The organism is Rhodanobacter sp. Root627, from assembly GCF_001427835.1.
Lineage (GTDB): Bacteria > Pseudomonadota > Gammaproteobacteria > Xanthomonadales > Rhodanobacteraceae > Rhodanobacter > Rhodanobacter ginsenosidimutans.
Map to the genome: position 1 here is coordinate 308,634 of NZ_LMGW01000002.1, position 12,207 is coordinate 320,840.

The 12,207-nt window shown below is 57.5% G+C and carries 11 protein-coding genes; 5 read left to right on the forward strand and 6 right to left on the reverse strand.

The genetic code is table 11. The features are described from left to right. Positions 1–28: 28 nt before the first annotated feature. The 5 genes from ASD68_RS17275 (at position 29) to ASD68_RS08770 (ending at position 5,769) form a co-directional block, all read left to right on the forward strand. Positions 29–1,066 carry a hypothetical protein gene (locus ASD68_RS17275; protein ID WP_235578691.1) on the forward strand — a complete coding sequence of 346 codons (1,038 nt, stop codon included), beginning with the start codon at positions 29–31 and terminating at the stop codon, positions 1,064–1,066. Next, on the forward strand, positions 1,014–2,165 hold the full coding sequence (locus tag ASD68_RS17280) for a hypothetical protein (protein ID WP_235578692.1): 1,152 nt from the start codon (positions 1,014–1,016) through the stop codon (positions 2,163–2,165). Before ASD68_RS17275 ends, ASD68_RS17280 begins: the two co-directional genes overlap by 53 nt. 263 nt (positions 2,166–2,428) lie before the next feature. Further along, positions 2,429–3,550 (forward strand): polysaccharide pyruvyl transferase family protein, encoded by a 1,122-nt coding sequence (locus tag ASD68_RS08760; RefSeq protein ID WP_056605799.1) that lies wholly within the window; start codon positions 2,429–2,431, stop codon positions 3,548–3,550. Between the two features lie 180 nt (positions 3,551–3,730). Next, positions 3,731–4,720, forward strand: coding sequence for a polysaccharide deacetylase family protein (locus ASD68_RS08765; RefSeq protein WP_082546013.1), 990 nt, complete (start codon positions 3,731–3,733; stop codon positions 4,718–4,720). Beyond that, positions 4,645–5,769, forward strand: coding sequence for a GNAT family N-acetyltransferase (locus tag ASD68_RS08770; RefSeq protein ID WP_082546014.1), 1,125 nt, complete (start codon positions 4,645–4,647; stop codon positions 5,767–5,769). The genes ASD68_RS08765 and ASD68_RS08770 overlap by 76 nt, the downstream gene beginning before the upstream one ends. 105 nt (positions 5,770–5,874) lie before the next feature. Here the strand turns inward: ASD68_RS08770 and ASD68_RS08775 are convergent, their stop codons facing one another. The 6 genes from ASD68_RS08775 to ASD68_RS08800 all read right to left on the reverse strand — a co-directional run bounded on the left by ASD68_RS08775 (position 5,875) and on the right by ASD68_RS08800 (position 12,205). Continuing rightward, positions 5,875–6,834, reverse strand: a complete 960-nt coding sequence (locus tag ASD68_RS08775) for a glycosyltransferase family A protein (protein WP_056605806.1) — start codon at positions 6,832–6,834, stop codon at positions 5,875–5,877. Positions 6,835–6,990: 156 nt separating this feature from the next. Beyond that, positions 6,991–7,194, reverse strand: coding sequence for a hypothetical protein (locus ASD68_RS08780; protein ID WP_056605807.1), 204 nt, complete (start codon positions 7,192–7,194; stop codon positions 6,991–6,993). Then, on the reverse strand, positions 7,191–7,883 hold the full coding sequence (locus ASD68_RS08785; protein WP_056605810.1) for a phosphatidylserine decarboxylase: 693 nt from the start codon (positions 7,881–7,883) through the stop codon (positions 7,191–7,193). Before ASD68_RS08785 ends, ASD68_RS08780 begins: the two co-directional genes overlap by 4 nt. Positions 7,884–7,953: 70 nt before the next feature. After that, entirely contained in the window at positions 7,954–9,426 is a 1,473-nt protein-coding gene (locus tag ASD68_RS08790) for an oligosaccharide flippase family protein (RefSeq protein WP_056605814.1), read from the reverse strand. 190 nt (positions 9,427–9,616) lie between these two features. Next, entirely contained in the window at positions 9,617–10,882 is a 1,266-nt protein-coding gene (locus ASD68_RS08795; RefSeq protein ID WP_235578693.1) for a glycosyltransferase, read from the reverse strand. 3 nt (positions 10,883–10,885) lie between these two features. Beyond that, positions 10,886–12,205 (reverse strand): putative O-glycosylation ligase, exosortase A system-associated, encoded by a 1,320-nt coding sequence (locus ASD68_RS08800; protein WP_235578694.1) that lies wholly within the window; start codon positions 12,203–12,205, stop codon positions 10,886–10,888. Between the last annotated feature and the right edge of the window lie 2 nt (positions 12,206–12,207).

A 12,207-nucleotide genomic window follows, 5' to 3' on the forward strand; every position in this document is an offset into this window, starting at 1 on the left:
CGGAACAGTTGATGAGGCGCAAGCTGGCATGAGCACGGTAATCGGAGCGGTACTGCCTGTGGTTGCCGGAAGCCTGCTGCTGTTGGCACAACAGGCGCACGCAGCAACAGTAGTAACCGACAATGTGATAAGTCAGGCCCCTCGGGCACAAAACAACGTTGCGGTCACCTTCGGTCAGGTTTTCAAGAACGGAGACGTGCCCAGAGGGGCGGCATTGGTCGCCACGGTAAAAGGCCAGCCGATCCCGCTGCAGGTCGATTCCAAGGCCATCAACCCGGACGGGAGCTTGCGCCACGCGGTGTTGTCGGTGGCTTTGCCATCTCTGCCAGGCAAGGAAAGCTTGCCTCTGACGCTTTCAGCGCAGCCAACTCCGACGGTGAACACTCAAGTTGGCACGGTCAGCTTGGCGCAGTTGCTCGCGACGGGGTACGACGCCACAGCCTCGTTCGACATGGGTGGAAACATCTACACAACGAAGGCCCGAACACTGCTGCAGCAGGCTCACGCGAAACACACCTGCAAGCCGTGGAGCAAGCAGTGCAACCTATGGCTGTCCGGCCCGCTGGTGAGCGAGTGGGTGGTGAACGGTTTGGTGACAGCCGCCGACGGCACGCCCCATCCCGACCTGCGGGTCTACTTCGCCGTACGCGCCTATGCCGGCGCCACGCCGGGCACGGTCGGCGATATCCGCACCGACATCATCGTCGAGAACACCTCGGCCTTCGCGCCCCAGGCGCAACCGCAACAAGCAGCTGTGGTGGAACAACGCCCAACCGCAGGTCTACCTGCAGCAGGACACCCAATACATCCAGGCCAGCAAGGCGGTCTCCCGCTACATGCCGCTGACACCCGACGAGTCGTTCCTGGCCAACCTGCGGCAGTCCTGTGCGCCGCTGGATCACTGCGACCAGACCAAGGCCATGGGTACCACCGGCGCGCAACCTGCGATTGGACCGTTGCCGCGCTGGACCAGCGTCTACATCGTCCATCCCGACGTACGTGCCTACCACTGGATGCTCGCCAACACCGATGCGCTCGGCGCGTACAGCATCCATTACCGGGATGAGCAGACCGGCTTGCCTGTCAGCATCCAGAAGCATCCCCAGGTAACCATTCTCAACTGGGCAGCAGCGGATCGAATGGCAGCAGAGGGAGGAAAAAAGGGCACAGCCTACAAGGCGGACACACTGCAAAACTGCCTCAACAATCATGTCGTCAACACATGCAAAACGGCCTGGTACAGCACTGGAAACCCCAACATCTGGGATGACGCGCATCAGCCGTCGGCGGCCTATGTACCGTACTTGGTGACCGGCGACTACTACTACATGTCGGAGCTTGCATTCAGCGCTTCCTACAACGAGCTCATCTCCAACGAAAGCTATCGTGAGTTTTCCAAGGGGCTGATCGACCGCGCGCACGGCCAAGTCCGCGGCAAGGCCTGGGTGCTGCGAGAGATGGCCGATGCCGCGTGGCTACTCCCAAACAGCCACCCCTTGCAAGCGGAATTCACTGCCGACGTCGAGAACTCACTCATCGACTGGAATGCCAAATACACCAACAACCCGAATGCCAACTCGCTGGGGCTAATGGACAATGGCACCGTTTACAGCATGAATGGCGGCAGCTCAAACGGCATGGCGCCGTGGCAGCACAACTTCCTTACTTGGTCGGCAGGACATGCTGCCGAGCTTGGCTTCACCGGTGCAGCAGAGTTCCGCAACTGGTTGGCGAAGTTCGAGATCGGTCTCATGACTGATTGGCAGAGCAACCCCGAAAAAGGCTACTGCTGGCTGCAAGCGTCAGCTTACAAAATTCAAGTAAAAGACAATGCCGGGAATTGGTTGCCGACCTATACCGCGGTCTATGCCGCAACCTTCCCGACACTTTCCAGCCTCAGATGCAACTCACCGGCCATGGTGGCCGAAGCAGGAACGTTGGCGAAGAAATCTTGGCGAATAGGTGAAATGGCCGGCTATCCGGATGCGGCAACCGGCTTCCCCGCCAACTTCCAGATCGGCATAGCCGCCGCCGCCGACAGCGGCTTGCCAAATGCGCAGGTAGCGTGGAATCTGTTTGATTCTCGCAGAGTGAAACCCTGGGGCAACACCGCTTACGACAACTACCCCAACTTCGCAGTAATGCCCCGTTCCGCGCCCCACTGACTCATCTCCATTTGGCTTGGGAAAGGGAACTTATCTCACGAAAACTCGCCACAACCCCACTGATATCAGTACCGTTCGAATGGCGTAAAGAGGAAACAATCTTTTCTTTACATATATCAATTGTAAAACAAGAAACGTGAATACATCTTAGTAATTCCGAAATCTCTCATAATGATCTTCATAAAATTACCAACTATATGAAATTGGCCATTTACGGTGCCGAACCAAGACCTCGAGTCTCGACGAATACGATTGCCACATTGATGCGATCCCTGAAACACGCTCACGCCTTCAGGCGCGATGCCAAATGCTTCCTGGGTGGCGACCTCGCTGACCTCGACTACCGAAACTATGTTTCGCCTCGCACCATCAACCAAGGTGACCTCGCGATTAGCCAGTCCGTGACGCGCTTCGTACATGCACACGCCCCAGAACCCGCCATCGAACTGATTCGTTGGGGGGAAACCAAGCTCAACGAAGCAACATGGTCGGATTTCATCATCGCGGGCAGCGGCTACGTTATTTTTGACACCAAGGGTCATGTAGGTCCTCGGTTAATAAGGGATATCGAGTTTTTCAAACTGAATGGCATCAGACCCATCTTATTCGGGGTTGGCATTAACCAACCGAGCTCGGCGGCGCAGAAAGACAGCGACATTGACATTACTCCTGCCACAGAAGCCAACCTTCGCGAACTATTGTCTATGGCGAAGGCTATATCCGTCCGCGACTCGTTTACCCAGGCTGTTTTTTCACGTTACACGGACAAAGTCGTGGAACTCATCGGCGATCCCGCTCTTCATTTAGGGCACCTCTACGACATACGCCATACGGCCCGACCAAACTCGCACAGAAGGCGTCCACTGATCGGTTTAAACCTGAACTTTCACGGCCCCTCTTCGACAAAACTGCTTCAGAGAAATCTCCCCATCTTCGCCAACGCCATTAAATCCATACGTGACGAGCACCATTGCGACTTTCGCTATTTCGTTCATTACGACACGTCACTGGTCATCCCGAAACTGCTCGCGCTGAAAGGCATCGAGATGGAAGTGATCCAGGGTGATCCGGAAGCGTTGATCCGGGGCTATGCTGAGCTCGACCTGAATATCGGCGGCATGCTGCATTCGTGCATTTTGGCTCATAGCGTGGACACGCCCGCCATTGCGCTGGCCTATGACATAAAACACCGGGGCTTCATGGAACTCTTTGGATTGGAGAGAAACTGCCTGCCCGCTGCCAGCTTGACGGCATCTGCTCTGATCGATCGTGTCCGAGACGTCCTGAATTGTCCTGTGCCCCACCGAGAAACCATCATAACGACGCGCCAGCACTTCGAGCGCATCACGCATGATTTTGCACGGGCCAGCCTCTCGCCTCACTGAGGCGCCAGCACCGCGTTGCATCTCCCACTGGTGGTTCGGCTTCCCGCCAAGCGTTATGCTCCGCGGCTTGGCAGACACTCAAGACCCAACCGGGTACGGGGTGTCGGAACAGCACGCGTGAACGTGCGTGCTGTTGGTCTCCGACCACTCCCAACCAAACTAGGCCGTCAAAGGCGTCTGATGTCAAGACTCAAATCCGCCGCCCGCACCATCGCATACCGATCAGGTTTGTTGGGTCTGGCGCATCGCCTGCGAAATAGACACACGCTGACGGTGTTCATGTTCCATCGCGTGCTACCTGCCGAATCAGATGACTATGCCTGCGCCGAACGGGAATATGCGTTTACCCGCGGTGGATTCGGTCAATGTCTGGATTTCATTCACAAGCATTACAACGTCATCGACCTCGGTGATCTCAAGACCCATGCGGAATCCAAGGGAGGCTTGCCTGACCGCGCGGGCCTGATTACCTTCGACGATGGCTGGCGGGATACCGCCCTTTACGCCCAACCTGAACTCGAAAAACGTGGATTGCCAGCGGTACTCTTTCTGGCAACCAGCGTGCTGGATGATGAGGATGATCGCTGGTGGCAGGACGCGCTCGTCGAGATACTCCTCTCGCCAGGCAACCTGGAGGGACTGGAGTCAACTCTGAATATTCCGGTTTCCGAGAAGGACAACCGGCGTGCCCGCATCTACCGGATAACCGCCTCCGTGGGCGGAATGGCGAAGGATGCGCGCCGAAGCTTTCTGCAATCGTGGAATGTGCGGGCCGCTGTCGGGCGCCAGATGCTCTCGCGCGGGGAATTACGCAATCTCGCCTTGATCAAGGTAGCCGGGCATGGACATTCGCATGTCCCGCTCACCTCGCTGCAAGACCCGCTTGCGGACCTCCAGCAGAGCCACGTTCTGCTGGAGGAACTCGGCGCTGAAGCAGACGTCATGTCATTTCCGCATGGAGCGGTCAGCGAAGCGGTGCGGGTACAGGCCCATCGTGCGGGATTCGCGATGTGCTTCAACAGTGAACCTGTTCTGATGGATACGCGTGTGCAATGGACCTCGGATATTGGACGCATCCATATCCCTGAAAACGAATGGACGACTGGGCCGGCAGGCATCGATCCGGCGAAATTGGCCACATTCCTGTTTTTTCGACCGGGTGCGGCATGAGTGCATTGAAGCTGGGCGTAAACCTCTTCATACGGAAGATGAACGAGCTGAGCCGGAGCGAGTCACAAGCCTGGGATGATTTGCACGCCGCCGCCAGCGACCTGAATCAAGCGTTTCTGAGTCGCACCTACATCGGCCATGTCGCCAGCGTGAACCCTGATGTTCGCATTCTTGTCGGTTACGACAATGGCGCACCGACCTTTTTCATGCCGCTCCAGCCGAGGCATGGCTTCGTGTCTCGCTTTGGTGTTTTCGAACCGGCGGGCGACGTCATGACAGACTACTTCGGCGTCGTGGCCGGACGTGGCACTCGCCTGTCGCCAGCACACCTCCTGGCGGCAACCCGTGGACAGATCAATGCCATCCTGTTCACGCACCTGGACCAGGCCCAAGCGCGATTCGGCTTGGAGGGCGATGAACAGCGAATCGGTTTACGCACCCGTCTGGGGACACCCGCGGACGACTATTGGGCATGTCTGCGCCGCACCGACAAGAAGCTCGTGACCGATACCGAGCGGCGGGAGAAGAAGCTTCATAACGAGGTCGGATCCGTTTCCTTCGAATGGCGATCCACGGCGTTGAAAGCGGATCTGGATTGGCTGATCGAAGCCAAGAAAAGCCAGTACTCACGAACTGGCAAAACGCATGCAGCCCTATTCGAAACGGCAAACGTCGAATTGCTGAAGCGACTGTCAGGCGCATCGGAAGCCGAATGCGGTGGCGTCCTTTCGCTGCTGCGATGCGACGACAAGATCGTTGCCGCCCACTTTGGCCTGCAATGCCGCAACGTGTTGCACGTCTGGTTTCCCGTCTACGACAGGAAGTTTGCGAATTATTCGCCCGGCCGAATCCTGCTCAAGCACATGTTTGCAGCTGCTGCGCATGAGGGAATCGAGGTATTCGACCGTGGCGAAGGCGATTCGCAAGCCAAGCGCGATTTCGCCAACGACGAACACTATTATTCAAATGGGCTGTGGCTGACCCCTGGCTTGCGCGGCCGCCTCGCCAGCCTGGCAATCAGCGTCGCTTGGCGGATGGGAAATGCCTGAAGTAGGTGAGGCAGCTGGCGACCCGCACTCCACAACATGTACGTGCGTTTCGCGTCGTTGTACCCCCTTGCCTTTCAGCACCCATGAACAGGATAGGATGACGGCTCACCGCAATCGGCTTCTCAGAACCGACAACCATCTGCGAAAGGGCAACAAGACAATGTAGGCTAGGGAGCGACCCGGACGAAAACCGCTCCGAAGCGCGACCAGCAGTGAACGCCGAGCGGCGGTCGCCGAACCATGCCAAAAGTGCTTATAGCCGTGGGCAAATTCGGTCGCCGCCAGCCGGGCCTCAAACTCATCCTGGTCGAGTTTGGTGCCATCCGGGTTGGACAGACCCCACCGCGAAACAGCCGCCTTCAGCATGAGGGCCAGGTGATTGGGCTCGTCCAGATGTCCCATGGCGCTCGATTCGTGAATTCTATACAGCGCGACGGTGCCAGCGAGTGCATGCATTTCGAAAACACGCGATACCTTCAACCAAAACAGATAATCCTCTCCCACGCGCATGGATTCGTCGAAACCGCCGAGCTTTTCGAAAACCTCCCGCCGAATCAACGCAGTGTTCATTCCGACCAGTTGCCCCATCAGCAATCGCGTATACATCCAGCCTGAACGAGCTGGATCAGCCCCCGTCAACGCGTGACAATCCGTCGTCAACAACGATGACGGCGGAAATTGATCAGAAGCATCGCGCTCCCACTTCGCGAAGCCGCCGAAGACACAACCCGCATGTGGATTTTTTTCGCAGTAATTAACCTGCGCAGTCAACTTTCCGGGAAACCAGATGTCGTCGGCGTCGAGAAAGGCGAAGTAGGATCCCTTGGCCATGGCCATGGCCACGTTTCGCGCATGAGAAACTCCCATGCCCGACAGCCGACGGACCGCTATCCGCCCATCCATCTTCTGCAGTTCCGAATACTCGTAATCGTCCGACCCGTCATCGATGACGATGATCTCCAGATTCGAGTAGTCTTGTCCCAGAACGCTGTCTATAGCCTCGTGAATATAATCACGACAATTGCGTACGGGGATAATGACCGAGACAAGTGGAAAAAAAGACATGCGGAATATGAGATCTCTCGCGGTTCGTGTTGGCGCCTATCACGAAGATTATTGCAGAAGCCAGGCGCCGCGCTTTTGACCAGCGTTGTTTGGGCTCGATCGACAAGACAAGGGACGCTACGCCCTAACCATGCGCTGCGCCAGACGTAAAGCGGATCACCGACTGCCGAGATGGAAGGCGATGAAAATCAAGCCTACGCCCATCATCCAGCCGATTGACATCATCGCAGCGAGCCAGCGAATGCTGGCGCTGCGCAACCGCCAGACAATATCGGTCAGCAGAAACCACAGCACGGTGAACACTATCAGCGCAAAGCTACCCCAGCCCAAGTGTCCGGATATCCAGAGGAAGTTGTTCATGATACAGCCAGGCCTTCGGCCACCGGCGTTTCGCCCGCCCAAACACGGTCGCCCTTGTGTACCAACAACCTTGCGGTCATGGGTAACTCGAGCACCACCGTACTGCCAAGCAGTATGCGACCGATCCGCTGACCACGCTGGATCTCCTCCCCTTGGCGTACCCATGCTTCGATTCGGCGGGCTGCCAGGCTGGTGATCAGACGCACTGCGACCTGTCCGCCATCGGTGGCAATCACAATGCGCTTTTGTACCGGGCAGGCCTTTTCCCGCAAAAATGCAAACTCGCGCCCCTCCCCGTCCATGAAGTCGTCGCCGCAGTCTCGTACGTCGAGCACGTTTCCTCGGATCGGGCTGCGCTGAACATGCATGTCCCAGAAACTCAGCGCAATCACGAGATAGCAAATGCCATCTCGAACTTCGGCACTGGTCACCGACCCATCTGCCGGGGCAAGCAGGCTATTCCCGGATGGTGGCGTTCGTTCCGGATCGCGGTTGAAATAGCGAAGAAACGGAGATTGGAAGCGCTGGCTTTTCAGCCAGCCGCGAATCTGCATTTCGGGCCAGCGTCGGCGTGGCGAAAGGAAGCGTCGAATCAAGGGTGAGGGATACGGGAAATAGACGGCCCACAGAACGAGCGCCATGACCAGGAACAGCAGAATCGTCGCCTGAGTGACTGCCACAAATGTCATGTTTTACTCAGCCTGGTGAAAGAGCTTGTTATGAGCCACAGCGACTGACACATACCCGGTCAATACGCGTTTAGAGTTTACGGAAACCAGGAAGCAAGCCCTGGAGGCGTGCCACTATCGAACGCAATTCCACGAGCAAAGGATGCTTCACCAGGACAATCCCTGCGATCCATCCGCAGCCTGCGCCAACAACCGCTACGGCAAATGACGGAATGAGGTATTCATCAAGCAGACTGGGCCAGGCCAGCACTATGACCGGTACGATACCAGTTGTAACAGTAATGGCTGCGCTCGGCATCAGTGCACGCGCACATTTTCCCAGTGCAAGTACGTCGAAGTCGCGCATTTTCCGGTAGTAGAGCAATGTGGCAATGACATAGACCAGCACCTGCGATGCTGCAACCGCCTCCACGCTGATGAACGCCGCCGCCACTGCAAGCAGTAAGCCGGCAAGCTGATATTGGATTTCAACAATGGTTGCAGCGTTGACCCGTCCGATGGCGACAAAAAATGAATTGCATTGATAGATCAGCGTTCCCACGATGGCAGCACCGCATAACCAGCGCATCAGCGGCACGGCCGCATCCCATTGAGTCCCGAACATGATCCGGATCATCGGAAACGCCATCAGTGCCGCAAAGGCGAAAAACGGCCAACTGATACCGGTGAGATAGACAAGCGCTCGCAAGAACAGCTGCGGCGCCATCGTTGTCTCACGGTGTTCAGCTGCAAAGGCCGGGAAGGCGACTGCTTTGACGGCAGCCACAACCTTTTCGCGAAACATGTTGACCGGGCCGTAGCCGCGCGAATAGAAACCTGCGTCGGCCATCCCGAGCATCCGGCCGATCACAATATTTGCTGATTGTTGCCCCAGGTCGAGAGCGATGTCGGAAACCGTCATCTTGGCTCCGAAGGGCAAGATATCCCGCCATCCGGAAATGCCCACCCCACGCACTCGGCGCTCGTGTCCCCAGACCACGCATCCGAGGACCATGACGAGCATCGCAACGACTGATGCCCAGGCCATGCTCATGTAGCTGAAGCCCAAGAACGCCAATCCGATGGTCATGCAGCTGTTCGCGACGTTCGAGCTGACATTGATTTTGTACAGCGTGCCGAACGCCATGTCCCGCCGCAACAACGCCAACGCCGTGATCCCGAACGGCACAAGAATGAAGGACAGACTCTGTACGCGCATGACATCGCCGACGCCGACACTGTGAAAGAAAGCGCCTATCTGCCAGCTCGAAGCGAAGATAATCAGCGCGAGCGACCACGCGATAAGAAGATTGATCGTGAAACAGGTACGAATGACATTGTCGGTGAGATCCTTGACCTGCACCAGGTAATTGCTGACGCCGAAGGTTCGCAGCGTGTTCGCCAATGTCGTCACACCGACCGCGACGGAGAAAATGCCGATTTCCTCGGGTGTAAGCAACCGGCTCACAATGACGATTGCAGCCAAGCTGACCGCAAACGAGGTGTATTTTTCAGCGAACGAGAAAACCAGAGATCTCCTCAAGCTCAGCTTCTGCGCAGGCATTTCAACATCCACTCTATGGGTAATTTTCTGGGTCCTGCCTGACGCACGGATCAAACCGCATTGGTGCCAGGCCGAACAGCCTTGATTTGATGCCGGGCTCACTTACGGCGTGCCCACCACGCTTGCCTGCCACATCGGATCGGTCACAATTTTTGTCCGGGGCCAATATGCCGACGACGCCGGAACAGTCTCAACCCGCCCGGATGCCACCCCGAGACGCCCGGTCAACGCGGTTGAACAGATCGGCCAGCGCCACTGCTCCTTGGTGCCGGGAGTATTCCTTGACCAAGCGGCCCGCAACGACCTGCGCTCGGCCCGCACGCAGTGCATCGATGAAATCGGCGAGGCCTCGCTCTATGGCAGGGACGTCATCTATCGGCACCATCTGTGCGCCCCCTGTCTTGTGCAGCAAGGCTGCGGTATCTCCCTTTGCGCCAACGAGTGCAAAAATCGGACGGCCGATACGCAAGTATTCGTATGTTTTCGCCGGTATCTGATGATCAAACCGGCCGCCCTGAAACAGCAACAGGGCATCGGCCTTCGCTTGTTCAACAAGCGCATCGCGACTGGAAACCGGGGGGGCGAAGGTGATCATGCGATCCAGGCCCAAGCGACATAGCTCCTTCCCATATGCGGCCTCTGATCCGCTGGCGCGCAAGACAATCCTTACATCCCCTTCGAGCAGACGGCCGGCCGCCTTGAGATTGGCCACCGCCTTGAAAAAAGGTAGCGGGTTTCGACCATCGGGATACATGATGCCGCTGTGAAGTAGCGTCAGTGGCATGCCGGGCTGGCGGACAGTCACGGCCGGAATGTCCGCAAATGTCGCCTCGTCGTACCCATTCGGAATGACGCTTAACCGCCCTTCCCGCTCTGCTTCTGGGTAGTGAGCCGCATACCCCAGCATCGCACCCCGGGTAGTGAACACGGTATGAGCCGCCTTGGCCGCGACCCGCTGTTCCCAACGGTTTTGCGACGTGATGGAGAACCTGTTCTCGGTTCCCACTGAACTGGCTACCGGATCCCTGAAATCCGCCACCCAGGGCAGCCCGGAAAGGCGGCTCAAAGTATGCGCGATGCAATGCGCGGTCATTATCGGGTAGGTAGACCAGATCACGTCGATCTGTTGTGTGCGGATCAGCCGCAAGCCTTGCAATACGGCTGCCGGCCACCAAGACGCCCAACCATCCGGTTGAGCCAGAAATCCGAAGTATTTCCCGCGAATGGACAGATGCCGCCGCACGTCCAGCGCGAACGCTCTGTGTACTCGACAACCCGGCGGGATCAGCTTGAGATTCTCGGCATCGATCCGCGGCAGGGATACCGCATTGGCCGACAGCACAACAGGGTCCCAGCCCAGTTCCGGCAGCGACCTGACGAAGCCCAGAGTGCGGAGGTGCCCGCTTCCGATCGCTGCCGGCGGAAAGTGGAACGCAATCATCAACACACGTTTCACGAGTCACCTCATCAACGCTTTGGGCGCTGCCATTGACCCCAAACGTTTGCTGGCCCCACTTGGACGGCGTTCGGTGACGGGCCGCGGCCCACGCTCCCGCACATGAAGTTCCAATACCGCACACAGGGCCATCAGTTGATATGCCAGGTCGAAATAACTCATGGGAAGGAGCGCGCCAGCTGTCATGAATGCCACCAGGCTCACCTGCAACATGGAGGCGAGATCAAAAGCCCATCGCATGTCCGGCATGCCACGCGTTCGCTTGCGTACACGGCTGCAGTTTCGCCAGCTCACAAACAGGAGTGCCAGGAACAGAAGCAAGCCCGGAAAACCTTGCTCACCCAGAATTCGGAAATAGATGCTGTGTATGGCGCGGGATATCGAGCCCGGCGGCGCGTAGTTCTGCCACGTCGACTCACTCTGGTAGACGTTGAGCCCACCGCCGAGCAACGGTTTATGCAAAGCGAGGTTGAGCGCGAACTTGTATGACTCGATTCGGGTTTCCCCCGAACTCGTCTGCTGAGCATCCTTCAAGGTGCCCATTCTTTGCGTCCACTCGGGTGGCATGAAGTGGTAGGCCGTTCCCGCCACGACGATGAAGATGATGAGAACGGCCAATCGGCCCCGGCTCTTCAGGAACAAGACCATGCACACTACCGCGAGCGCAACCAGTCCACCGCGCGAATAAGTACCCAGAACGGCGATGCCGGTGAGCAGCATGCCTACGGTCAAGCCCAGTCTCACGAATTTTCTGGTGGAATGCAGCTGCAAATAGCGCATGAGCGGCAGTGTCATGCACAGTGCGAGCGCCAGCGCATTGTTGTCGGCAATGAAGCTCGCGGGTGGGCCAATCACGTGGTTGGCCCCTCCCCCAACGATCGTGAAGATACCGCCACGGAAACCGTAGTACCCCAACGAAACCGCTATGGTCCAAACCAGCCAATGCATGCGCTCCCGGCTGTTGACCAGAACCAGCGTAATGAAGACCATCGCCAGAATCTTGGCAAATTCGAGCCACGCAGCCCATGCCGAATCGGGCACTACGGCAAAAACGGTAGTCAGCCCCGTCCAAAGCAGAAATGCTGCCAATAGCAGGCTGGTAGTCGACCAAGGAACACTCTTGCGTTCCTTGCTGAACAAGAAGCTCAACAGCGTGACAATGGCAACCAGTTGCACCCACGGAAAGCTGATCGCGAAGCCGTAGCACAACCGATGCGGGTTCATGTAGCCGATCCACGACCATACCAACAGACCCACGTAGGGCCGCGCCAGAATGTAGGGGAGCGTTCCGAAAATGAACAGCGCAAGGACAATATCGCGCATGG